This is a genomic window from Novosphingobium sp. 63-713, assembly GCF_001898925.1.
GTDB lineage: Bacteria > Pseudomonadota > Alphaproteobacteria > Sphingomonadales > Sphingomonadaceae > Novosphingobium.
In genome coordinates, this window is the sequence record NZ_MKVS01000047.1 from 649759 (window position 1) to 673946 (window position 24188).

The window sequence follows — 24188 nt, forward strand, 5'->3', positions numbered from 1 at the left end:
TTACAAGACGTTGCTTATTTACATCAATGCCAGCCCATATGTCGCCCGATGAAAATCAGCGCCATCGCCCCCACCACCGAGGCGATGAATCCGGCCGGGCGGGCCGGGCGCCCCACATCGCCGCGATTGACCACCAGATCGGCCAGCAACGATCCCCCGATGCCCAGCAGAATCGTCATCCACCACCCCATCGGCACCGTGCCCAGATAGACAAAGCGGGCCACCAGCCCGACAACAAGCCCGGAAAACAGCGCGGCGATCAGGCGGAACATCGGTTTTCTCCGGAAGGGTTGAGGTGTTCTAGCAGATTAGTACAGCCCGCCGCGAAGCGCAAAGCCCATCCGCAGGGCGCATCCAGATGTGGAGAACTTTTTTCGATTCCGCCCATTTTGACTCTTGCGTGACAGGCCAATGCCCGATTTCCGGCGCGTCGCCGCCCCGGCGGGCGGGCCCGGGCAAAATGTGCGATGGAGCGCTTTCCTCTTGCGCATGTTTCCGCCTTTGAGGCACAACAAGTTGTGGCCGGTGAAGGGCGCCGACCTCTATCCCTAGTTATTGACCGCCAGAGGCCGCAAAACCTCGGTGCGGCGCGATTCTTTGGAAAAGAGCAGCCCCGCAAGGCGCCGGAACAACCAGTTTCAACACCATGGAGGGGCAGAACGTGGATTTCAGCAGCGGGGATGAGCGAGCCGAACGCAACAGCGATCTTTCGACTTTGCCGCTGACGGAGCCGCAGACGGGTGCCGAGGGCGCCGCCGTTCTGTCCGATAAGAAGGAGGCGGGCGCAGGCCCGGCTATGCCGATGAATGACAAGACCGATATGGCCGCCGATTTGCTGGCCCCTGATTTGCTGACCGCCGAACGTATGGGCGACCTGCTCAGCGTGGCGGCCGCCGCCGCTTCCTCGCCCAAGCAGCCCGAGGACACCAAGCGCGTCGATGCGCGCCGGTTCAATATCGTGACCGATCCTTCGCGTGATGCGCTGCTGACCGATTTCGGGCGCGAAACGCTCGATGACCGCTATCTGCTGCCCGGCGAGAAGTATCAGGACCTGTTTGCCCGCGTGGCTGACGCCTATGCCGACGATGCCGAACATGCCCAGCGGATCTATGACTATATTTCCAAGCTGTGGTTCATGCCCGCAACGCCGGTTTTGTCGAACGGCGGCACGGGGCGCGGCTTGCCGATCTCGTGCTATCTGAACACGGTTGAGGACAGCCTGGACGGCATCGTCTCGACCTGGACCGAAAACGTCTGGCTCGCCTCGCGCGGCGGCGGCATCGGCACCTATTGGGGCAAGGTGCGCGGGATTGGCGAGCAGGTGGGCCTGAACGGCAAGACCAGCGGCATCATCCCCTTCGTGCGCGTGATGGACAGCCTGACGCTGGCGATTTCGCAGGGTTCGCTGCGTCGTGGTTCGGCGGCGGCCTATCTCGATGTCAGCCACCCGGAAATCGAGGAATTCCTTGAAATCCGCAAGACCAGCGGCGACTTCAACCGCAAGGCGCTCAACCTGCATCATGGCGTGCTGCTGACCGACGATTTCATGCAGGCGGTGCGCGACGGGCGCGAATTTGAACTGAAATCGCCCAAGGACGGCAGCGTGCGCGGCAAGGTCGATGCGCGCAGCCTGTTCCAGAAGCTGGTCGAAGTGCGTCTGGCCACCGGCGAACCCTATCTGGTGTTCTCTGACACGGTGAACCGCATGATGCCCAAGCATCACCGCGATCTGGGTCTCAAGGTCTATACCTCGAACCTGTGCAGCGAAATCACCCTGCCCACGGGCAAGGACCATCTGGGCAATGACCGCACCGCCGTGTGCTGCCTCTCCTCGCTCAACCTGGAAACCTGGGACGAGTGGAACGGCGACAAGCGCTTTATCGAGGACGTGCTGCGTTTCCTCGACAATGTGCTGCAGGATTATATCGACCGCGCACCGTCCGAAATGGCCCGCGCCAAATATTCGGCCAGTCGCGAACGCTCGGTCGGTATGGGCGTGATGGGCTACCACTCCTTCCTGCAAAAGAAGGGCATCGCCTTTGAAAGCGCGATGGCGAAGGCGTGGAACCTCAAGATGTTCAAGCACATCTCGGCCAAGGCGGACGAGGCGAGCATCCTGCTGGCCCAGGAACGCGGCGCATGCCCGGACGCTGCCGACATGGGCGTGATGCAGCGTTTTTCCTGCAAGATGGCCATTGCGCCGACCGCTTCGATCTCGATCATCTGCGGCGGCACCAGCGCCTGCATCGAGCCGATCCCGGCCAACATCTACACCCACAAGACGCTGTCGGGCTCGTTCGTCGTCAAGAACCCCTATCTGCAAAAGCTGCTGGCCAGCAAATCGAAGGATTCCACCAATGTGTGGAACTCGATCCTCGAACATGGCGGCTCGGTCCAGCATCTCGATTTCCTCAGCCCCGAGGAAAAGGCGACCTACAAGACCAGCTTCGAAATCGACCAGCGCTGGCTGCTCGAATTCGCCGCCGACCGCACGCCCTATATCGATCAGGCCCAGTCGCTGAACCTCTATATCCCGGCCGACGTGGACAAGTGGGACCTGATGATGCTGCACTATCAGGCGTGGGAAAAGGGCATCAAGTCGCTCTACTACCTGCGCTCGAAGTCGGTGCAGCGCGCGGGCTTTGCCGGCGGGGTCGAGGCGGACAACACCTCCGAGGCGCCCAAGATCGAACTGAGCGCGGGCGAGCAGACGGACTATGAGGAATGTCTGGCCTGTCAGTGATATTTCGCAGGGTTTGATGCCTCCGGCGGGCAAAGGGCGGGGGCCCTTTGCAATCCCGTTACGGGGTGGCGCTTTATTTGCAGTGATGCGGATTGGGCGATGAATTGAGGGCCTGCGGCGCTATTTTACGGCGCCGCAGGCTTTATCATTCGAACCTTGCGTCCCACACCCATAGGCCGAACCCGTGGCGCAACGCAGGCAGTAACGGGAGCGCGAGGGTCTAGACCCTCGCACCTGCCCCTGTTCTTGCCTCCCCCTGACACGGCTTGCGACATTTTCTCACCCTTCGCGGCTTGCCAATATGTCGCATTGCCTGCTTTTCATCAGCGCGTAACCTTGGCGCGCAACGGGACCGCGCTTGTTCAAGGCCCGATTCTAGGAAGGGAATTTCATGCGTAAATGGCACCGCTGGCTCAGCCTGTTTTTCGGCGTTTTCATGTTGTGGATGGCCGTTACCGGCGTGCTCAGCCAGATCGTGCCGCTGACTCAGGCCAAGCCGCAGCAGGCGCAGGGCGCCCCGGCCCCGGTTTCCAAGCTCCAGCCCGATTTCGTCTGCCCGCCTGATGTCATGTGCCGGCCCAAGCAAAAGGGCGGCCAGAGCCTTGTCGGCCTGCTCCACCACCTGCATTCGGGCGAAGAGTTCGGCCCGGTCGGCGTGCTGATCTCGACGCTTACCGGCTTTGCGCTGCTCTTCTTCTCGATCTCGGGCATCTGGCTCTATGTTCAGATGTGGGGTTTTCGTAAGGGCCGCGGGTTGTCGCCTCGTTGGTTCTGGAAGTAAGTTTTTGCCTCCGGCGGGCAAAGGGCGGGGGCCCTTTGCAATCCCGATAAGGGGGTGGCGCTTTGTTTGCGATGATGCGGATTGGGCGATGAATTGAAAGCCTGCGGCGCTTTTTACCGGCGCCGCAGGCTTTCCTGTTTCGAGGCCGCGTCCGACACCCATAGGCCGAACCCGTGGCGCAACGCAGACAGTAACGGGAGCGCGAGGGACGAGTCCCTCGCATTTTCTTTCCCTTCTTCCCCACAAAAAATTCCTCTGCCGAATCTGTGGGAAAGCTCAGCGGGCCGATGCATCCCGGCGCCGAAACTGTTATCAAGCGCGCGCAGTCGATGTAACGCATACCCACAAGACCTTGTGGTTGCCTGCACGCAATACCATCTATCTGTTGATGGGCCGGGCCGCGTATCTATTGGCGGTCCCGCCCGTCTCGGGCCCTTGAAAACCGCCGATTCTGGAGCAGTCGCATGTCCCTTCTCGAAGCCAGTAAGACCTACAAACCCTTCGAATATCCGTGGGCTTACGACTTCTGGAAACGCCAGCAGCAGGTCCACTGGCTGCCTGAGGAAGTGCCGCTGGGCGAGGATTGCCGCGACTGGGCGCAGAAGATTTCCGAGCATGAGCGCAACCTGCTCACCCAGATCTTCCGCTTCTTCACGCAGGCCGACGTGGAAGTGCAGGACTGCTATCACGAAAAATACGGCCGCGTGTTCAAGCCGACCGAAATCAAGATGATGCTGGCGGCGTTTTCGAACATGGAAACGATCCATATCGCGGCCTATTCGCATCTGCTCGATACGATCGGCATGCCCGAAACCGAATATGGCATGTTCCTCGAATATGAGGAAATGAAGGCCAAGCACGACTATATGGCGACCTTCGGCGTCGATTCGGACGAGGATATTGCCCGCACGCTGGCCATGTTCGGCGGCTTTACCGAAGGGCTGCAGCTTTTCGCCTCCTTCGCCATGCTGATGAACTTCCCCCGCTTCAACAAGATGAAGGGCATGGGGCAGATCGTTACCTGGTCGATCCGCGATGAATCGCTGCATTGCGAAGGCATCATCAAGCTGTTCCACACCTTCGTGAAGGAACGCGGCTGCCTGACCAAGGCGGTCAAGGAAGACATCATCGACTGCTGCCAGAAGACGGTGCGCCTCGAAGACGCCTTCATCGACCTTGCCTTCGAACAAGGCCCCGTGCCCGGCATGAGCGCCAAGGACATCAAGCGCTACATCCGCTACATCGCCGACTGGCGCCTCGGCCAGCTTGGCTTCCAGCCGATCTACATGATCGAGGATCACCCGCTGCCCTGGCTCCAGCCGCTGCTCAACGGCGTCGAGCACGCCAACTTCTTCGAAACCCGCGCCACCGAATATTCCAAGGGCGCCACCCGCGGCGATTGGAACACCGTGTGGTCCAGCTTTGATTCGCGCCGCAAGGCCAAGGCCAACGATCCCGCCGCGCTCGTCTTTGACGAAGGCGAGGGGACCGAGGATATGTTCAAGGCGGCGGGGATCGCGGCGGAGTAAGCGTTTGGGCGGTCCGGTGTTGTGCTTGGCCGCCATTCGCTTCGCGATTTTTAAGATGCGAGGGGCGAGCCCCTCGCGCTCCCTTCAATTATCACTCTGAGAGCGATGTGGTTCGAATATCAAGGTCTTCAAATTCGGGTGGCAGTTTTTTAGACTTCGGCCAATAGCCAGCTCCCTTCAAATTGTGGAAGCGCTTGGACCTCCACAGATTTGTTCCTAGTACTTTGCTTCGGTCGGCAGCTTCAATTCTGAAGCCCTCTTTCTCAAGATATTCGAGTAATTCGCTTCGTGTGAGTGGATGGCCTTTTTCGATAATAAAATTCTCTGCAGAATCCATCATCCGCTCGATTTCTGCGGATTTTTGCTTTCGTGAGTTTCTATTTTGAATGAGAGCGTTGGCTTGAAGGGCCTCTTTGGCGGCACTCGCAGTTTTCTCTAATCCCTTGATGAAAGTTTCAAGGATGGCAATCCTTTCATCACACTGCTTGACCAATTCTAGTGCTTGATGGCGCGCCTTTTTAAGTTGCTCAAGGTTTGCGATTGCTTCGCGATAGAGTTTGTCATCCATTGCGTCCTCCTGCGCGGAGTTTTCCACAGACTTCACACTAGGTCAACCCTATCACCATTTGAGAGTTTCGATTGGAGTTGACTTCTGAGTTGATAGGTCCTAGGAATTGGTTAATGGAAATTGCAGGAGATTCGCTTATTGAGTAGCTAATTGGTCCAAACGAAAAGAAGGCCGACCTTTCGGCCGACCTTCTCGTTCGAAAACCCGCATCACGAGACGCGCGATAATCGGTGTAGGAACCCTTATTCTCGCAACTCGTGATGCCCCCGTCAAATGAAATCTGATGGAGGTGGCCATGTCGACAGACAACGGCTTCATCTACCGCCAGTGCATCACGCTGAAAAATGGACAGCGGATTTGCAAACCTAAGGGCAAAGCATTCCGCATCCCGATCAGCAAGAAGCCTGAGCCGGTCGATGAACATGACAACGACAACTGATTGAATTGTCGGTTGCAATCGAGGGGCGGGCCTCGGCTCGCTCCTCACAATGCGAGTTTAAGCATATGCTGATTTTAGGTTCCTCGGCCATCCATGCCGTCAAATATGATGCTCGATCCCTTGTGTTGACCATCTGGTTCCAGCACGGCGCAAGGGGTTATGACTATTTTGGTGTGCCGCAGTGGGTTTATGATGGCCTGATTAATGCTCCTTCAAAGGGCACTTATTTCAACGCCTTCATCAAAAACCAATACCGCGTTGCGGGCTGAAACTGAAAAGTAATGGGAGCGCGAGGGGCTAGCCCCTCGCATCCTTAAAAATCGCGCAGCGATAAACCCCGCCCCAAACCCCACGCCCGCGACTCCCACCCCACCTTGACAAATAAAACCATATAGGTTAAGTCCCATCCCCATCTCACCCAAACCGGAATGGGCGGGATGCCAAAAAGGGCCGGTGTCGGGACCGAGCGATGCGGGTAAGCCCACGCGCGACAATCCCCACCTATGCCGACAAACTGCTTTCGCCAGCTTGCGGCGCCTTGGCTGAAACAGGGGCGCGGTATTGGGGAGGAAGCCCATGCGTTGCACAGGTTATCATGCCGGTGGAGTGGAGCAGGCCCGATGCGCTTTATGCGTCGGGAACCCCTTCGCCCAGATCTGCGAGCCCGTCCTGCCGGTCGCCTGTTGCGTGAACGCCCAAGAGGGTCGAGCCGTGGTTTTCAGGGGTGCCATGGCCCTTCGCGATGAAACCGCCTGCCACCTGCTCGTCCGTCTCAGGGGCGCGACGGCACCGGCCCGCATGTCGGCCTGTCATCCGCATTGGCCAGCGGAGGCTTACTCACGCCACCCTTCCAACGCATCCCCCAAGGCTTCCTTCAAAGCCCCCAAATCCCCCTCAAACGCCCGCCAGTGGTCCAGCCCGGAGCGATAGATCGGCCGCCGCACCTGCTCGCTGGAGACGGTGCGCACCGCGCGGTCATTTTCGAAGAACCGCAGGCAGGCCGGGTCGAAATCCACCCCCACAGCATCCAGCAATCGCATCACCTGCCCCTCGGTATCCTCGACCAGATCCTCATAGACCAGCGTATGGACAGCCCCCGGCGCGGCCTGTGCAAAATGGCGGATCAGCGCGAGATAGTGCCGATAATAGCGCCCCAACTCGGCCAGATCATAGGAAAATTCCTGCCCTTCGGCGAAGAGCTGTTTGAAGCCGGAGAAACACGCCGCCATCGGCGCGCGCCGCACATCGACAATCCGCGCATGGGGCAGGATCAGGCGGATCAGGCCGATATGCCGGAAATTGTTGGGCATCTTGTCGATAAACCGCGCCCGCCCCAGCCGTCGATGCACCGCCGCGCGCGCCAGATATTCCTCGCCCCATGCGCGCACCTGCGCGGCATCGGCCTGCGCCAGGGCATCCTCCCCCTGCGCCGCAATCCGCGCCGCCAGCGCCCCGATATAGGGCAGTTCCATCGTGCCCTCGATATCCGGATGGCTGGCCAGAATCTGTTCGACCAGTGTGGAGCCGGAGCGCGGCAGGCCGACGACAAAGATCGGCGCATCGCCGTCGGCGCCCCATCCTTCGCGGGCGGCAAAAAACTCGGGCGTAAACAGCGCCGAAACCCGCGCCGCCTGGGCCGGATAATCCTCGGCCACCATGCCGAAATGGCGGCGCACCAACGCATTGCCCCGTGCATAATGGGCAAAGGCATCGCCCGCGCGCCCTGCATCCTCGGCGGCGCGGCCCACGGCAAATTCCAGATGCAGCCGGTCGACCTCGGCCAGATCGCGCCGCGCCAGCAGAGCGCGCATGGCGGCCAGATCGTCCTCGCTCAAGGCCGCGACCTTCAGATTGGCCAGCGACCACCATGCCTCGCCCACATGAGGCGCCAGCGAGGCCGCGCGGCGATAGGCGGCAATGGCGGCGTCGCGCTCGCCCTTGGTGCGCAGCGCATGGCCGTGGTTGATGGCCACGCGCGGATTGCCGGGAAATTCCCGCGCCAAACCGGCATGCAAAGCCTCGGCCCCGGCCTCATCGCCCAGCAGTGCGAGACAACCGGCCCGAAGATTGCGATAGGCCGGATTGGCCGGTTCGGCGGCCAGCAAGGGCGCAAGCTCGCGCATCGCCGCCTCGGCCTCCTGCCGCATAAACAGAGTGCGGGCCAGGTCGAAGCGGGCGATCGTAAAGCCGGGATCGAGCGTCAAGGCATGACGCAGCAAAGTCTCGGCATTGTCAAAGGCCCGCACCGCCACATAACAGGCGGCCAGCAGGCGCGAGGCCTCGGCATGGTTGGGCTGGGCCAGCAGAAAGGCGCGCAGGATCGGTTCTGCCTCGCCATGGCGGCCAAGCGCCACCATTTCGGCCGCCCGGCCCACATCGGGATGATCGGCCGAGAGCCGCGCCAGCGCCGCTTTGGCCCGCGTTTCGCGCGCGGCATCGCCCATGGAAAAAGCCGTATCGGCCAGCGCTTCCCATGCCTCGCCCAGCGCCGGGTCAAGCTGGACCGCCGCTTCGAGCTGCGCCAGTCCGTCGGCTCCGCGCCCGGTCGCGCGCAGGCACAGGCCCAGTTCATAGCGCGTGCGCGCCGCACGGGGGAACGCTTGGGCCAAGGGCGCCAGCAGGCCCAGAGCCTCGACGCAGCGCCCCTGTCGCCGCAGGGCCGAGGCCAGGATCAGGCGGGGGCGGGGGTCTTGCGGCGCGCGGGCCGCCAGCGCGCGCGCCAGCTTTTCCGCGCGGGCGGGGGCATCGGCCAGCGCCGCTGCTGCTTGGGCAAAAGGATCGCTCATCACATTATCCGCATAGGGCCAAAGGGCCGCAATGGGCAAAGAAAAACCCGGCCTGCGCGCCCTTTAAAGGACGGCAGGCCGGGCCGCAGGTGTCAGGCTGGATTAGAAATTGACGGTCACGCGGGCGTAGTAATAGCCCCCGTTGATACCCCAGGGCGTGAAGCTGATCGGGCTGTTGTAAACATTGCCCGAAATCGGCCGCGAGCCATCGTTCTGCAGGCGGGTGGTCGGCGCCTGCTTGTCAAACAGGTTGTTCGCGCCCGCATCGAAACGGATCTTGGGGGTCAGCTTGTAGCCGACGTTGAGGTCGGTGATGAAGGTGGTGCCGATGTGCTGCAGATAGAGCAGGCCATCGCCGGCGCCGACCGTGTGCTGGCTGGTGCTGCCATACATGGTTTCACGCAGGTTGACCGAGAACTGACCGATGTTCCACAGCGCGTTGCCGATCAGCTTGACCCGCGGGGTGGCCGTGGTCAGCGCATCCTTGGCCGAGGCGCTGAGCAGGTCGGTCTGGCCAAAGCCGGCGTTGTAAACAGCCGTCGGCAGCGGCGAGATGCGGGTGATCTCGGTCTTGTTGTAGTTCGCGCCCAGCGACCAGTCGACCTTGCCCATGTCGCCGAAATCGCTGCTGTAGGTGGCGGTGGCTTCCACGCCGCGGGTGCGGGTGTCGGCGCCGTTGGTGAAGATGTTGATGCCCGAATAGGAGGTGGCATCAGCCAGCGACACGCCGCGCGAGATCAGCGCATTCTGCACCGCCTGCGATACAATGCCGTTGTTGGCATTATACGCGCTGTTGAAGCCGTAGATGTCGCCCGAGGCCACAATGCGGTCGCGGATCTTGATCTGATAGGCGTCCACCGTGATCTGCAGCTTGGGCAGCGGATGGGCGACGAAGCCGAACGAGAAGTTGGTCGACTTTTCCGCCTTCAGCTTGGAGAAGCCGAGAAGCTGGGCAGCTGCCGAGTTGGGGGGCAGCTGGCCAAAGGTCGAGCCCGGGCCGACGTTGACCGAGGAGTAGTAGGATTCGGCCAGGGTCGGGGCGCGGAAACCGTTGGAAACCGTGCCGCGAATGGCAAAGGCGGGCGAGAAGTCATAACGGGCGTTGAACTTGCCCGACCAGGCCGAACCGAAGTCGGAATAGTGTTCATAGCGGCCCGCCACATCGACATGCAGCCCGGCGATCGGATCGGCCGCCACGTCGATATAACCGGCATAGGAATTGCGGCCATAGGAACCGGCATCAGTGGGCGCAAAGCCGGGATAGGACTGCGCGCCGCCAAAGGCATACGAGCCGTATTCACCCGAGGTGATCGAATAGTTGCCCTGGCGATATTCGCCGCCGAAGGCCAAAGTCAGCGGCTTGGCCATACCCAGATCGAAATCGCGGCTGATGTCGATGTTGCCGACCCATTCGCTGTTCGAGAGCTGGCCGTCATAGAAATTGCGCTGGAGGCCGGTCAACGCGGTCGGGCTGGCCGACTGGGCCATGGAGAACAGCGTGGGGTTGGCCGAATTGATGGTGTAGAGCGCCACCGCATCCTTGCCGTAGGTCAGCGAGAGGTCATAGTTCCACTGCGCGGCCTTGCCCTTGATCCCGGCGGTCAGCGAGAAATCTTCCTCGCGGATGTTTTCCTGGGGCTGGAAACCGTTGGGCAGCGGATAGACGGTCGTGCCGGTGCTGGTCGTGCCCGAAACGCGGTTGGGTGCGCGATAGTTTTCAAACGCCTTGGCGTTGCGGTTGCCATAGGTGCCGAAAGCATAGACCTGCGCGTCCGAGCCTACGTCATAGCCTGCGTTGAACGACAGGTTGTAAATCGAATAGCGCGCATCGCCATTGATGTTGTTGACGTTGGGATAGCCGGCGAAACCCTTCAGGCCATTGACGATCACTGCGCTCTGGCCGGGCTTGAGCGTGCCGTCCGGATAGAAGTAGCGGCGGTCGTAATTGCCGTGCGAGGTATAGTCGTGGAACTTGTATTCGCCGGTGACGTTGATGAAGCCCTTTTCGCCCAGCTTGAAGCCAAGGTTGAGTGCGGTGGCTGCCGTTTTGCCGCCGTTTTCATAGTTGCTGCCGCCCGTGGCGGTGAAGCTGCCGCCATGGTCGGCGCTTTTCAGCATGATGTTGACCACGCCCGCGATCGCGTCCGAACCATATTGCGCCGCGGCGCCATCCTGCAGCACTTCGATGCGGCCGATGGCGTTGGTGGGCACGAAGGAGAGGTCGGTGGTGGCGCTGCCCGAATAGGGGCTGCCGCCCAGCACGGCGAGGTTGGCGGTGGTGTGGCGGCGCTTGCCGTTGATCAGCACCAGCGTGTCATTGGGATTGATGCCGCGCAGCGCGGCCGAGAGGGTCAGGTTGGCCGTATCGCCACCAAAGCCCTGGAAGTTCAGCGAGGGCAGCGTCTGGGCCAGAACCTGCGTCAGATCCTGCTGGCCCACGCTTTGAAACGCCTGCGTGCCGATGAGCTGGATCGGGGCGGCGCTGTCGGCGGCCTTCATGCCGGTCTGGCGCGTGCCGGTAACGATGATTTCGCTCGAAGGTTCGGCCTGATCGGCCTCGGCAGCCTGCACGGCCATCGGCGCGAAGAGGGCAAGCGCCGTGGTGGTGAACAGCAGTTTCTTCATGCAAATTTCCCTCATGGTTAAACCTTGATCCCTGGGTCGGGGCATGGTCGCGACCGGATTCACGGGGGCTGTGAAACCGGGGGCGGGGTCCCGATGAGGATTGGCTACGCCCGGGAGGGTGGGGGGCATATACTGGCTTCGGCGTATAGACCGGGCTTTTATGTCGCTTTTATTGCTTTGTGTCATGCGTATGCCGCGATGCGGCATTTTATGCCGGAAATGGCGGGGTAAACGGTCATAAAATGCGCCGTTCGCCCCGATCAGGCGGAAAAGGAGGCACTGGTCCTTTTGGGCAAGGTCATGCGGAATAAGCACATTGGCGTATCAACAAATGCGAAATTTGCGCCGATTTCCCAATCCAGCCCCCAAGCTTTGTTAGGAATCCTCAATTGTCCTGAGAGCCTGACAATCCCTATGGTATGACAGAAGAGGTCGCAGAGCCGCCTTTGTTGCCCCCTTATGTTGCCCCCCTCGTTGCACATGCGAACAGGAACCTGAGAATGACCGACAATTCAGCCGCGAATGGGCTCCTTCCAAAGATGACCAAGCGCGATCTGCTGGCCATGATTGGCAAGACGGCGGGCGCTTCGGCCATGTATATGGCCATGTCCAGCCTCAATCAGGCCCATGCCACCACGTTCAAGGGCAAGCCCAAGCTGGAAGGCGACGTCAAGGGCGCCTCGGTGCTTATTCTGGGCGCGGGCGTGGCGGGGCTGGTGGCGGCTCTGGAGCTGAGCCGCGCGGGCTACAAGGTGCAGGTGCTGGAATATAACAATCGCGTGGGCGGCCGTTCGTGGACGCTGCGCGGCGGCGACAGCTTCACCGAACTGGGCGGGGCGACGCAGAATGTCGGTTTCGCGCCGGGCAACTATATCAATCCCGGCCCGTGGCGCCTGCCCTATGACCACAAGGGCATGATCTCTTACTGCAATGAACTGGGCGTCGCGCTTGAACCGTTCATGCAGGTCAACACCAATGCCCTGCTGCACAACACGCAGGCCTTTGGCGGCAAGCCGATCCGTTACCGCGAGATTCAGGCCGATTTCATGGGCCATACCAGCGAGTTGCTGGCCAAGGCGGTGAACAAGCAGGCCTTGTCGGACGAAGTGACTAAGGAAGACGCCGAGATCCTGCTCGAAGCCCTGCGCGATTGGGGCTCGCTGGACAAGGATCTGCGCTATGTGAAGGGGCCGGAAAGCTCGGACCGTCGCGGTTGGGCCAAGAATCCGGGCGGCGGCCTTTCGGCCTATCCCATCCCGTCCGAACCGATGAAGTTCTCGACCGTCCTGCAATCGCACCTGTGGACCGGCCTGTCGGCGGGCTTTGGCATCGAGCGCCAGAGCTCGATCTTCCAGCCGGTGGGCGGCATGGACAATGTGGCCAAGGGCTTTGAAAAGCATGTCGGCCAGTTCGTGCGCTTCAACAGCAAGGTCGTGTCGATCAAGCAGGACGCCAAGGGCGTGACCGCCACGTTTGAGGACACCAAGACCGGCCAGCGCGGCACCGCCAGCGCCGATTATTGCCTCTGCACGATCCCGCTTTCGGTCCTTTCGCAGATCGACATGAATGTGGGCGACAAGATGGCCAATGCCATCCGCGCCGTGCCCTATGAGGCGGGCTTCAAGGTGGGCCTCGAATTCAAGCGCCGCTTCTGGGAGCAGGACGACCATATCTTCGGCGGCATTTCCTATACCGACCTGCCAATAACCCAGATTTCGTATCCCTCCTCGCGCTATGGCTCAACGGGTCCGGCCACTCTGCTGGGCGGCTACACCTTCGGCGCCTATGCCTATGAATTCACCTCGCTGCCGCCCGCCGAGCGTGTGGCCCGCGCGGTCGAATGGGGCGCCAAGATCCACCCTCAGTACAAGGACGAGTTCCTCAACGGCGTGGCGGTGGGCTGGCACCGCGTGCCCTGGACCCAAGGCTGCTTTGGCAACTGGAGCCCCGAGGCGCGCAAGGAGCATTACGACAACCTGTGCCAGATCGATGGCCGCATCCTGCTGGCGGGCGAACATGCCTCGTTCATCCCGGCATGGCAGGAAGGCGCGCTGACCTCCTCGCTCGACGCCATCGGGCGTCTGCATCAACGTGTTGTGGCAGGGTGAAATCCATGAAGAAGATCCTCTTTCCTCTCGTCGCCCTCGGGCTTGCCCTGTCCGCGCCCGCCCATGCCCAGCGCGGCGACGCGCAGCCCACCACGCTGATCGCCAAGCCCGGCGAAAAATCGGCAGGCGATGCCGATGGCGCTTTCGTCAGCCTGTTCAAATTCTCCGAACCCACCGGCGAAGCCATGTACAAGCGCGTCTGCGCCGGTTGTCACATGCCCGATGCCAAGGGCGCCAAGGCGGCGGGCATGTACCCCGCTCTGGCCGCCAACAAGAACCTCGCCTCGGCAGGCTACCCGCTCTACATCGTCCTGCACGGCAAGAACGGCATGCCCCCCGTCGGCAAGATGATGAGCGACCAGCAGGTGGCCGATGTGGTGAACTATGTGCGCACCAATTTCGGCAACAAGTACAAGGACAAGGTAACCGCTGCGGACGCCAAGGCGACGCGGTGAGTTATGGGGCGGAGGTTGCGCTCCGCCCGGTATGAAGTGCGAGGTGGGGCGGGGAAGGTTTCGGCTTTCCTCGCCCTGTTTTGTGTTTGGGGAGGTGGGTGGAAAGATGCCTCCGGCGTGGAAAAGTCGGATCAGGGATAAGCCAGGACTTTATTGTCGTTTATCGGGAACAGTCCGCTTTCCTGGTTAAACCCAGCCGCCCGCCAGATACGAATGGCGTAACGTCCGACTTCTTCCCGATCCTCGGTCGCATACCAATTGACGCTGCTGATGAGGTCAAGCAATCTGTTTCGGACGGTATCAGCAACAAGCGGGTCAGGCATTTCGGCTATGTCTTTAATCGCCTTGTCGACTTCCGCCTGTAAGGGTGCGCGATCTTCAGGCGCGTCGGCTCCCATATAGCCATCATGAGGGGAGAACTTCATCTCTTTAAGAATTTTAGTGAGAGCAGGTCGATCTGGCAGGGGTGCCGCATGGCCGCAACAGGATAACATCGAGGCCGCGATTATATGCAGAAGGTGATGTGCGCGCATACCAACGCATAAAATCCAAAGAGCAGCGGGACGGCAACCCCTAACTTAGCGGACATCCCCCGCCGCGCAGCGGCCTTCAAAACCGCCACCTCGCCTCAACACAAAACGCCGCCGCCAAAGCGCAACGCGGACAGTACCGGGATTGCAAAGGGCTTTCGCCCTTTGCCCGCCGGAGGCATTACCCCACCTCTGCCGGAGGCATAACGCCCCCAACCCCATCACCCCTCCAGCTTTTCCACCAACGTCATCCAATGGGCCTCGGCTGCGGCGGTTTCGGCCTCCAGCGTTTCGCGCATTTGGCCCAGCTTGCCAATGTTCATGCCCTTGAGCGCAGGCGCCGCCTTGGCGGGGTCGGACAGGGCCACATCCACTTCAGCGATCCGGGCCTGCAATTTGGCCATGTCCTTTTCGGCCTTGGCGACCTTTTTCTGCAATTCCTTCACCTCGGCCCAGGCAAGGTTGTTGGCTTTGACAGCGGCGGAGGGCGCGGGTTTTCCGCTGCCCTCGGCGGGCGCCGCCTTGGGCTGGTTCCGGCCGAGGATGAAGTCGATGTAATCCTCGATGCTGCCATCATAGGGCTCGGCGGCCCCGCCATCGACCAGCACGAGGCGGTCGGCGGTCATTTCGACCATGTGGCGGTCGTGGCTGATGAGGATCACCGCGCCCTGGTAATCATTCAACGCCTGCACCAGGGCTTCGCGCGCATCGACATCAAGGTGGTTGGTCGGTTCGTCGAGGATGAGCAGATGCGGCGCATCGCGCGTCACCAGCGCGAGGGCCAGACGCGCTCGCTCGCCGCCCGAAAGCTGGCTGACGGAGGTGGTCGCCTTGGGGCCGGAAAAGCCGAAGCGGCCAAGCTGGGCGCGCACCGCGCTCTCGGGTTTGCCCTGCATCGCGCGGGCCATATGCACCAGCGGCGTGTCGCCGCCCGCCAGTTCTTCCACCTGATACTGGGTGAAATAGCCGATGTTGAGCTTGCCCGCCGTGACCATCTCGCCCTCCATCGCGGGGAGCTGTCCGGCCAGCAGGCGCGCCAGCGTGGTCTTGCCGTTGCCGTTGCGGCCCAGCAGGGCGATGCGGTCATCCGGGTCGATACGCAGGTTGAGCCGCCGCAGGATCGGCGTATCGCCATAGCCCACCGCCGCGCGGTCCAGCGTGATCAGCGGCGGGCGCAATTCGGCCGGATCGGGGAAGTTGAACGAGAGCGAGGGATCCTCGATCATCCCCAGAACCGGCTGCATCTTGGCCAGCATCTTGGCGCGCGACTGGGCCTGCTTGGCGGTGCTGGCGCGGGCCGAATTGCGGCGGACGTAATCCTCCAGCTTGGCGCGCTGGGCATCCTGCGCGGCCTTGGCGGCGGCGGCTTGGGCGGCGCGTTCGGCGCGCTGGCGTTCGAACGAATCATATCCGCCCGCGTAAAGCGTCAGCTTGCCGCCCTGAAGATGCAGGATCGTATCGACCACATTGTTGAGCAGATCGCGCTCATGGCTGATGATCAGCAGCGTGCCGGGATAGGCGCGCAGGAAGTTTTCCAGCCAGAGCGTGGCTTCCAGATCGAGGTGGTTCGAGGGTTCGTCGAGCAGCAGCACATCGGGCTGCGAAAACAGCAGCGCGGCCAGCGCCACGCGCATTTTCCAGCCGCCCGAATAGGAATCGAGCGGGCGTGCCTGCATTTCCTCGGTAAAGCCCAGACCCAGCAGGATGCGCGCCGCGCGGGCAGGCCCGGTATAGGCGTCAATCGCGATCAGTCGGTCATGCACATCGCCCAAACGGTGCGGATCGGTCGAAGTTTCGGCTTCCTCCAGCAGCGCGGCGCGCTCGGTATCGGCGGCCAGCACGGTTTCAAACGGCGTGGCGGTGCCGGTGGGCGCTTCCTGCGCGATATAGCCCAGACGCGAGCGGCGCGGCATGTCGATGCTGCCGTCGTCGGGTTCCAGCTCGCCGATGATGGCTTTGACCAGCGTTGATTTGCCCGCGCCATTGCGCCCGACAAGGCCCACCCGCGCGCCCGTGGGCAGGGCGGCGCTGGCGCGATCAATAATGGTGCGGCCGCCGAGGCGCACGGTGACATCGGAAATGTTCAGCATCCGCGCCGCCTAGCAGGCAAGGCGCGCGAGGGCCAGCCCAGCTTTGCGCGATGCGTCAAATCGCGCTATGGGCCGCCCCCATGACGACTCCCATGAATACGCCCATGATCACCGTTGCCGCGCTTTATCACTTCACCCCCTTTGCCGAACCTGCGTCCCTGCGCGAGCCCTTGCTGGCGCTTTGCGAGGAGCAGGGGATCAAGGGCACGCTGCTGCTGGCGGGCGAGGGGATCAACGGCACCATCGCGGGCAGCGCGCGAGGGATCGCCGCTGTGATCGACCATATCCGCGCGCTGCCGGGCTGCGCCGGGCTGGAGGTCAAATATTCGCACGCCGCCGCCATGCCCTTTGGCCGGATGAAGGTGCGCATGAAGCGCGAGATCGTCACCATGGGCGTGCCCGGCGTCGATCCGCTCTCGATTGTCGGCACCTATGTCGAGCCGCAGGACTGGAACGCGCTGATTGCCGACCCGGAAACCATCGTCATCGATACGCGCAACCATTATGAGGTGGTGGCCGGAACATTCCAGCGCGCCATCGACCCCCACACGCGCTCTTTCCGCGAATTTCCCGACTGGTTCCGCAGCCAAAGGGACCAATTGCTGGGAGAGGGCAAGCAGCCCAAGGTCGCGATGTTCTGCACCGGGGGCATCCGCTGCGAAAAATCCACCGCTTTCCTGAAATCCGAGGGCGTTGAGCAGGTCTATCACCTCAAGGGCGGCATCCTCAATTACCTCGAAAAGGTGCCTGCGCAGCAAAGCCTGTGGGAGGGCGAATGCTTCGTGTTCGACGAACGCGTGACGCTGGGCCATGGCCTTGCGCTGGGCAGTCACGTGTCCTGTGCGGCCTGCGGCGCGCCGGTGGGCGAAGCGGAGCAGGCCTCGCCGCTCTATATCGCCGGGGAAACCTGTCCGGCCTGCGCCTAAAATCGCGCTCCATATCAACGCGCTCCTTGCAGCGCGCCAGCCCCATGCCCAGATAGGGGCGCATGAGCCAGTCCATTCCCCTGTCCGTCCTCGATCTTGTCCCCGTGCTCGAAGGCGGCACGCTGCATGAGGCCTATGCCCATGCCGCCGCCCTTGCCGCCCATACCGAGGGCGAGGGGTTTGCGCGATACTGGGTGGCCGAGCATCATGGTATGCCCGGCATCGGCGGGGCGGCCACCTCGGTGGTGCTGGCGCATGTGGGCGGGCATACGTCGCGCATCCGCATCGGGTCGGGCGGGATCATGCTGCCCAACCATGCGCCTTTGCAGATTGCCGAGCAATTCGGCACGCTTGACGCGCTCTATCCGGGGCGGATCGATCTGGCGCTGGGCCGCGCGCCGGGGTCGGACGGGCGGGTGGCGATGGCGCTGCGCCATGGCGATCCCGATGCCTTCCCGCAGCAGGTGATGGAGTTGCAGGCCTATTTCGCAGGTGACGCGCGGGCGGGCTTTCCCGCCGTGCCGGGTGCGGGGGCGCAGCCGGAGATGTGGGTGCTGGGGTCCAGCACCTATGGCGCGCAACTGGCCGCCGCGATGGGCCTGCCCTATGGCTTTGCCTCGCATTTCGCGCCCGCCATGCTGGATGAAGCGGTGGATGTCTATCGCCGCCTGTTCCGCCCCTCGGCGGTGCTGGACCGGCCGCATGTGATGGTGGCCTGCAATGTGTTTGCCGCCGACACGGCGGAAGAGGCCCGGTTTCTGGCCTCGACGATGCAGCAGGGCTTTGTCGCGCTGCGCACCGGGCAGGGCGGGGGACGGGTAAAGCCGCCGGTTGAAAATTACTATGAAAACCTGCCTGCGCCCCATCGCGCCATGTTGGATCAGGTGATGGCCTGCACCGCCATTGGCACGCAGGGCGATGTCGAGGCGATGCTGCGTCGCCTGATCGCGCGGACCGGGGCCGATGAGATCATCGTTGCGGGCCAGATGTTCGATCAGGAAGCGCGGCGCCGCAGCTTTTCTATTGCGGCGGCAGCGATGCGGGCGCTGTGATCCGTTCCAGCCAATCCTCGACCGCCGCAAGGTCGGGCGGCAGGGTCTGGGCATAGGGCCCGGCAAATTCGGCCCATGCCCCGACAAAACGGGGCGAGATCGTCAGCAGCACCGGCACCCCCTGATCCAGCGCCGCCAACAGGCAGGAGAGCAGACCGCTGCCCGCCTCGGCCTCCATCTTGCCGAACTTGCTCAGGATGAGGAGGTCGCAGGGTTGGGACAGGCGCGTTTCCACCCAGGCCGCCGCCGAAACCAGCGCGCCTGAATCGAGCGTGCAGCCCTGCGCCTCGCAGCCCAGATCCTGACCCAGCGGGAAACGCGCGCCATCGTGGATGCTGACCAGTGTGCCGGGCGAGCAATCCTCGCCGCTGGCCGGTGGCTCCTCGATTACGCCCGCTATGCGCAGCGTTTCGCTCCAGCGCCCGACGATCTGCGCCAGCAGGGCTTGCGCGCTGGCGGAACGTTCGGCCATGATCGCGCCGAGGATGGGGGCCGGAGAGTTCAAAGGCGCTTTTTTCCGCTCAGCTTCATCGTGCCGTCCAGCCGCCTGCGATGGGCTGCGCCAATGCGGGCGCGGCGATCAGCAATCCGGCCATCAGCACTGCCAATCCTGCCTTCATTCCCGCATCCTTTCATGGCGAAACTTGCCCGACGATGACGCCGCGCGCGGACAAACGCAAGGGTGCCTGTCAGGCCACCCCCGCCGCGCAGCGGCTATCCATCATCATGAAAATGCCCGCCCACCGTCGAACCCACGCCCCAAGTAACGGGATTGCAAAGGGCCCCCGCCCTTTGCCCGCCGGAGGCAAACTTTCCTATCCCCTCGGCGGCGCGCAGGAATCGCGCAGGATGATCTCGAAATCCAGATAGTCGCGCGGAGCCTTGTCGGGCGAGACGATGGATTCCACCCCCGCCGCGCCCATTGCCTCCAGCGGCTGGCGCACGGTGGTCAGTGCGGGCGAGATCAGGCGACTCATCGGCGTATCGTCAAAGCCGATGATGGAGAGATCCTCGGGCACGGACAGCCCGAATTCGCGCGCGGCCATCAGCGCGCCCACCGCCATTTCGTCATTCGAGGCAAAGATCGCCGTGGGCCGCTCGGGAAGGGCAAGCAGGCTGCGGGTCGCCTCCAGCCCCGATTGCAGGTCGAAATAGCCCTGCGCCACCAGCGCCGGTTCAAGCTCCAGCCCGGCCTCGACCAGCGACTGGCAATAGCCGTCATAGCGCAAGGTGGCGCCGAAATGCTGGGGGTGGCCGCGCACGAAACCGATGCGGCGGTGGCCCAGACCCAGCAGATGCGCCATGATCGCCTTGCTGGCCCCGCGTTCATCGGTGGAGATATGCCGCAACTCATCGCCGTGCGTCGCCGAAATCAGCGCGATCCGCCCGCCCAGCTTGCGCACGCTTTCGACAAATTCGGTGTTTTCCGACAAAGGTGGGCTGAGCAAAATACCATCGGGGGCAATCGTGGCGAACAGGCGCCGGACCAGACCCAGCAGATCCTCGTCCTGACTGTTCACCGGCTCGACCACCAGATGATAGCCCAATTCCCGGCACCGCCGCGCCGCACCGATATGCAGCGCGGAAATATAGCTGGGGTTGGGATTGTCATAGAGATGCGCGATCAGGAAGGAGCGCCCGCCCGCAAGGCGGCTGGCCGCGCGATTGGGCTTGTAATCCAGCTCGCGCGCGGCGGCATGCACGCGTTCCTTCACCTGCGCACGCACATGCGGCTCTTCGTTCAGCACGCGCGAAACGGTCTTGATCGAAACGCCCGCGCGCTCGGCCACATCCTTGATGGTGGTCACGACTATCCTCTGCCTGCGCCGCAAAAGCGATAATTGCCCCCGCTTTCGGCGCTCCTTATGTTAACGTTGTCATAGGGAGACTAGAGCGCAAGGACACACCATTTCAACCTGTTTTTTCACAGGGTTCAAATAGACAAATACCAACGATGGAAATTTTAGCGCCAACCCTTGTCTCTGGCCGCTTTTTCCTGCGCCGCATCCATCGGTTCGCCCACGGCCATATCCTGTGCGATGGCCATGACGGCGGCATCGGCCGACCCGGCCTGACGATATTGCGCGCCCGAGGCGTCCGATCCCGGCATCACATGCTCCAGCCGCCAGCCATCGCCGCCATGGCAGGCGATGCCCGAGGCCGAAGCGCCGGAAAAGGCGCGGCACACCGCCCCGTCGCCCCGCCGGAACGTGGCGATCATCCGCGTCGATCCTTCATTGGCGGCCAGTTGCCGGTCCAGCGCATGGGCCAGATCGCCCGAGGCCAGCAGCGCGCCGTCCTTGGCCGTGATCGGTCCTTCGCTGCGCATCATCTGGCCGCCCAGGAACAGGCCCATGACCAGCGCGGCGGCAATCGCTCCGCCAAACCATTTGCGCTGCGAGAGGGGGATTTTGGGCCGGGCGGCCTTGGCCTCCTCGGCCTTTCTGCGGCGCACCTGCGCCAGATCGATGACGGGGGCGGGCGGGGCTTCGGCGGGGGCTTCGGCCGACTGCGCCTTGCGGATCATCGCCTCCCACGCCGGGGGTACAGGCTCCTGCGCCACGCCCGCGAAATGGCCCTGCAGCCGCTCGCGCAGCGCACGCTCGCGCGCAATCGCCTCGGCAAGGTCAAGGTCGCTCAGCGCGGCCAGCGTCACCTTGGCGCGGGCGGCCTCGTCCATTTCGCCATCGACATAGGCCATGATTTCTTCGCGGCTGATGCTCATGATTGTTCTCCCAATGCGCGCATCAGCGCCTCGCGCCCCCGCGCCAGACGCGAGGTGAGCGTGCCTATCGGGCATCCGATGATTTCGGCCGCCTCCTTATAGGCAAAGCCCTCGACCAGCACGAGCATCACCGCCTCGCGCTGCTCATCGGGCAATTGCGCCATCGCGCGGTCCACATTGCCCAGTTCGACATGGGCCTCGATCCCCACATCGCCCGCCATGCCCACATGTTCGCCATCCTCTTCGGGGGCGAAGGTCTGGCTGGCGCGGTTGCGGGCGCGGGCCTCGTCGATCCATATGTTGCGCATGATCCGATACACCCATGAATCAAGGCGCGTGCCCTCGGTCCACAGATGCGAGGATTTGAGCGCGCGTTCGATTGTCATCTGGCACAGATCGTCGCCATCGGCCCCGTCCCGCGTCAGACCGCGGGCAAACCGCCGCATCTGCGGCAAAAGCCTGACCAGTCCTTCGCTGAATTGAGCCGTTGGCAATGATTTGCACCTTGTCATGGATGAAACGGACGACCACGCTCGTTTCTTCCGCGTTGGTGCGATTTTTTTGAACAAAGGGCAAGAGAGTGCGACAGCGGTTGATCAGGCTGGGGATTGTCGCCGCGCTGCTGGCGGGGGCGGCGGGGCCTGCGCTGGCCCAGCTTGGGCTGCCCGCTGTTGGTCAGACCTTGGGCGGGGCGGTGGACCGGCTGCGCGGCACGCTGGATGCTGCGGGGGACGGGGCCGCCTCGGTGGTGGCACGCCCGCTGGAGGATCTGCGCGCGCTGGCCGATCTGCGGCTGCAGCGGCTGGATGATTTCGTGCGCCGCAATCGCAATACGGTGGCGATGGACGCCAATGGATCGCCCGCGCGCGCGCATGAACTGCTGCTGCTCGATCCCGATCCGGCCGCGCTGATGCTGGCGGAAAAATCGGGCTATCGCGTGATGGAGCATGGCGATCTGGAAGGGCTGGGCGTGGGCTTTGCCCGGCTGGAAACCCCCGCCGGTCTGTCCTTGCCCGATGCCACGCGGGCCTTGCAGAAGCTGCTGCCCGCCAAGACGGTGACGGCCGATCAGATCCATTTCCCCGGCGGCCAGACAGGGCCTACGACTGGCTCCTCCGCCATGCCCTCGCCACGGGGTGGCACGGTGGGCCTGATCGACGGCGGCGTGCGGCCCGATGCCCGCCTTTCGGCGCAGGCCGGTTTCGCCACCGGCGCCCCGCGCCCCAATCAACATGCTCAATCCATCGTCTCGCTGCTGGGTGGGGCGGGGGTGGCGCATGTCTTTGCCGCCGATGTCTATGGCGCCGATCCTGCGGGCGGCAATGCGCTGGCCATCGCCAAGGCGCTGGGCTGGATGGCGGCGCAGCGCGTGCCGGTCGTCTCGATCAGCCTTGTCGGGCCTGCCAATCCCCTGCTGGAGCGGGCCGTTGCTGCGGCGCAGGCGAGGGGCATGTTTGTCGTGGCCGCCGTCGGCAATGATGGTGCGGCCTCGCCTTTGTCCTATCCGGCCTCTTATCGCGATGTCGTGGCCGTGACCGGGGTGGACGGCAAGGGACGCGTATTGTTCGAGGCCGGGCGGGCCAGCCATCTCGATTATGCCGCGCCGGGCGCGGATATGACTGCCGTTGGACTTGCCGGGCGGGTGACTTTGCGGGGCACTTCCTTTGCCGCGCCGCTGGTGGCTGCGCGTCTGGCGGCCTATCCGTCGGGCGCTCTGGCCGCGCTGGACCGCGAGGCGGTGGGCGCGGGCGCGCGCACCGGGCGGGGCATTCTGTGCAATGCCTGTCGCAAGGGCATTTGAAAAAATCCGCGTCGCGCAGGGAAGAAAACCGCAAGCCCCATCGTTTCCTCATCATAGCCAGTCGCAACGCTCTCTTTCCACGGGCTGGCACAGATGAAGGAGACAGATCATGAGGAAGGCTTTCAACATCGCCGCATCCATTGCGATGACGCTGGCTCTGGCCGCCCCGGTTCACGCCCAGTTGCTGGGCGGCGCGATCGGCGGCGGGCTGGGTGTCGGCGGGGCGCTGGGCGGGGCCACGGGCTCGCTGGGCGTTGCCGGATCGCTGGCTCAGGATGTCGAGGCTCCTGCGGTGCGCGCGCCGGTTGTGGCCCGTCCTGCGGTCGCGGTGCCGGTGGTCAGCCGTGTCAACACGGTGGTTGCCGTGCCCGCCCTTGTTCCGGCCATTCCCGATGTCGCGGTGCGCCGCGTGGCCATCGTCAATGCGGGCATCATGCCCATCACCTATGCCGAGGCGCCCGCCTATATCGACCGCCAGTATGTCGTGCTGCAAAATGACCTGCGCGGCACCGGGGTCGAGGTGATCAAGCGCAACAATCAGATCGTGCTGGAAATGCCCTCTGATGTGACCTTCGCCTTTGACAAGCACGACATCCAGCCGCGCTTTTACGGCGTGCTCGATGCGGTGTCGCGCACGCTGGGCAAATATCCGGCCACCTATGTCGATGTGAACGGCCATACCGATGCCATCGGCTCCTATGCCTATAACCAGCGCCTGTCGGAACGGCGCGCCGGTGCGGTGGCCGATTATCTGGCCGACCGCAGCGTCAATGGCGCGCGGATGCATGTGCAGGGTTTCGGCAAGACCGAGCCGATCGCTTCAAACGCCACCATCAGCGGGCGCGCCGCCAACCGCCGCGTGGAAATCATCCTTACCCCCTATGCCGCCTGATTATCGGCTACCAACGGCAGGCGGCAGGTCCCCGCAGAGAGGTTCATCTCTTTCTGCGGGGATTTCTTTTTAAAAATTTCCGAATTTTCTTTGGAAGAAATCCGCTTCGGCACTCGTTTCCTCATCAGAACCCCAGGA

21 protein-coding genes are annotated in these 24188 nt (G+C 63.0%); 11 read left to right on the forward strand and 10 right to left on the reverse strand.

Annotation, left to right across the window (positions count from 1 at the left end; genetic code table 11):
• Positions 1-23 precede the first annotated feature (23 nt).
• Positions 24-272: a GlsB/YeaQ/YmgE family stress response membrane protein gene (locus BGP00_RS21390; protein ID WP_168604235.1), complete on the reverse strand. Its 249-nt coding sequence runs from the start codon at positions 270-272 to the stop codon at positions 24-26.
• A gap of 524 nt (positions 273-796) precedes the next feature.
• On the opposite strand from BGP00_RS21390, the gene BGP00_RS21395 reads away from it, so the two are divergent.
• From BGP00_RS21395 to BGP00_RS21405, 3 genes are all read left to right on the forward strand, one after another.
• Positions 797-2743 carry a ribonucleoside-diphosphate reductase subunit alpha gene (locus tag BGP00_RS21395; protein ID WP_246870217.1) on the forward strand — a complete coding sequence of 649 codons (1947 nt, stop codon included), beginning with the start codon at positions 797-799 and terminating at the stop codon, positions 2741-2743.
• A 391-nt stretch (positions 2744-3134) separates the two neighbouring features.
• Positions 3135-3524 carry a PepSY-associated TM helix domain-containing protein gene (locus tag BGP00_RS21400; RefSeq protein ID WP_292688862.1) on the forward strand — a complete coding sequence of 130 codons (390 nt, stop codon included), beginning with the start codon at positions 3135-3137 and terminating at the stop codon, positions 3522-3524.
• Between the two features lie 464 nt (positions 3525-3988).
• Complete coding sequence (locus BGP00_RS21405; protein ID WP_168604238.1) at positions 3989-5053, forward strand: ribonucleotide-diphosphate reductase subunit beta; 1065 nt, start codon at positions 3989-3991, stop codon at positions 5051-5053.
• A 91-nt stretch (positions 5054-5144) separates the two neighbouring features.
• On the opposite strand, the gene BGP00_RS21410 is transcribed toward BGP00_RS21405, so the two are convergent.
• Entirely contained in the window at positions 5145-5621 is a 477-nt protein-coding gene (locus tag BGP00_RS21410) for a hypothetical protein (RefSeq protein WP_292688864.1), read from the reverse strand.
• Between the two features lie 295 nt (positions 5622-5916).
• On the opposite strand from BGP00_RS21410, the gene BGP00_RS21415 reads away from it, so the two are divergent.
• Entirely contained in the window at positions 5917-6060 is a 144-nt protein-coding gene (locus BGP00_RS21415; protein WP_292688866.1) for a hypothetical protein, read from the forward strand.
• Positions 6061-6065: 5 nt separating this feature from the next.
• Complete coding sequence (locus tag BGP00_RS21420) at positions 6066-6329, forward strand: KTSC domain-containing protein (RefSeq protein ID WP_292920969.1); 264 nt, start codon at positions 6066-6068, stop codon at positions 6327-6329.
• A 564-nt stretch (positions 6330-6893) separates the two neighbouring features.
• Here the strand turns inward: BGP00_RS21420 and BGP00_RS21425 are convergent.
• Positions 6894-8846: a tetratricopeptide repeat-containing sulfotransferase family protein gene (locus BGP00_RS21425; RefSeq protein WP_292688870.1), complete on the reverse strand. Its 1953-nt coding sequence runs from the start codon at positions 8844-8846 to the stop codon at positions 6894-6896.
• Between the two features lie 102 nt (positions 8847-8948).
• The gene (locus tag BGP00_RS21430; protein WP_292688872.1) at positions 8949-11471 is read right to left on the reverse strand and encodes a TonB-dependent receptor; all 2523 of its coding nucleotides are present in this window, start codon (positions 11469-11471) and stop codon (positions 8949-8951) included.
• Positions 11472-12010: 539 nt separating this feature from the next.
• Between BGP00_RS21430 and BGP00_RS21435 the strand changes: the two genes are divergently transcribed.
• Both BGP00_RS21435 and BGP00_RS21440 read left to right on the forward strand, forming a co-directional pair.
• On the forward strand, positions 12011-13579 hold the full coding sequence (locus tag BGP00_RS21435; RefSeq protein WP_168604241.1) for a flavin monoamine oxidase family protein: 1569 nt from the start codon (positions 12011-12013) through the stop codon (positions 13577-13579).
• A gap of 5 nt (positions 13580-13584) precedes the next feature.
• On the forward strand, positions 13585-14034 hold the full coding sequence (locus BGP00_RS21440) for a cytochrome c (protein ID WP_168604242.1): 450 nt from the start codon (positions 13585-13587) through the stop codon (positions 14032-14034).
• 131 nt (positions 14035-14165) lie between these two features.
• Here the strand turns inward: BGP00_RS21440 and BGP00_RS21445 are convergent, their stop codons facing one another.
• On the reverse strand, positions 14166-14459 hold the full coding sequence (locus BGP00_RS21445; RefSeq protein ID WP_292688874.1) for a hypothetical protein: 294 nt from the start codon (positions 14457-14459) through the stop codon (positions 14166-14168).
• A 326-nt stretch (positions 14460-14785) separates the two neighbouring features.
• The gene (locus tag BGP00_RS21450) at positions 14786-16654 is read right to left on the reverse strand and encodes an ABC-F family ATP-binding cassette domain-containing protein (RefSeq protein WP_292688876.1); all 1869 of its coding nucleotides are present in this window, start codon (positions 16652-16654) and stop codon (positions 14786-14788) included.
• Between the two features lie 80 nt (positions 16655-16734).
• On the opposite strand from BGP00_RS21450, the gene BGP00_RS21455 reads away from it, so the two are divergent.
• Positions 16735-17580 carry a rhodanese-related sulfurtransferase gene (locus BGP00_RS21455; protein ID WP_292688878.1) on the forward strand — a complete coding sequence of 282 codons (846 nt, stop codon included), beginning with the start codon at positions 16735-16737 and terminating at the stop codon, positions 17578-17580.
• A gap of 62 nt (positions 17581-17642) precedes the next feature.
• On the forward strand, positions 17643-18632 hold the full coding sequence (locus BGP00_RS21460; protein WP_292688880.1) for an LLM class flavin-dependent oxidoreductase: 990 nt from the start codon (positions 17643-17645) through the stop codon (positions 18630-18632).
• Here BGP00_RS21460 and BGP00_RS21465 read toward each other — a convergent pair.
• The 4 genes from BGP00_RS21465 to BGP00_RS21480 form a co-directional block, all read right to left on the reverse strand.
• Entirely contained in the window at positions 18601-19104 is a 504-nt protein-coding gene (locus tag BGP00_RS21465; protein ID WP_292688882.1) for a DUF2478 domain-containing protein, read from the reverse strand. The two genes, BGP00_RS21460 and BGP00_RS21465, sit on opposite strands and share 32 nt — an antisense overlap.
• Before the next feature lie 343 nt (positions 19105-19447).
• Positions 19448-20440, reverse strand: coding sequence for a LacI family DNA-binding transcriptional regulator (locus BGP00_RS21470; protein WP_292688884.1), 993 nt, complete (start codon positions 20438-20440; stop codon positions 19448-19450).
• Between the two features lie 155 nt (positions 20441-20595).
• The gene (locus BGP00_RS21475) at positions 20596-21357 is read right to left on the reverse strand and encodes an anti-sigma factor (RefSeq protein ID WP_292688886.1); all 762 of its coding nucleotides are present in this window, start codon (positions 21355-21357) and stop codon (positions 20596-20598) included.
• On the reverse strand, positions 21354-21803 hold the full coding sequence (locus tag BGP00_RS21480; RefSeq protein ID WP_292688888.1) for an RNA polymerase sigma factor: 450 nt from the start codon (positions 21801-21803) through the stop codon (positions 21354-21356). The genes BGP00_RS21475 and BGP00_RS21480 overlap by 4 nt, the downstream gene beginning before the upstream one ends.
• Before the next feature lie 134 nt (positions 21804-21937).
• Here BGP00_RS21480 and BGP00_RS21485 point away from each other — a divergent pair, with 134 nt between their 5' ends.
• Both BGP00_RS21485 and BGP00_RS21490 read left to right on the forward strand, forming a co-directional pair.
• Entirely contained in the window at positions 21938-23158 is a 1221-nt protein-coding gene (locus tag BGP00_RS21485; RefSeq protein ID WP_292688890.1) for a S8 family serine peptidase, read from the forward strand.
• A gap of 109 nt (positions 23159-23267) precedes the next feature.
• Positions 23268-24050: an OmpA family protein gene (locus tag BGP00_RS21490; protein ID WP_292688892.1), complete on the forward strand. Its 783-nt coding sequence runs from the start codon at positions 23268-23270 to the stop codon at positions 24048-24050.
• The last annotated feature ends 138 nt before the right edge of the window (positions 24051-24188 follow it).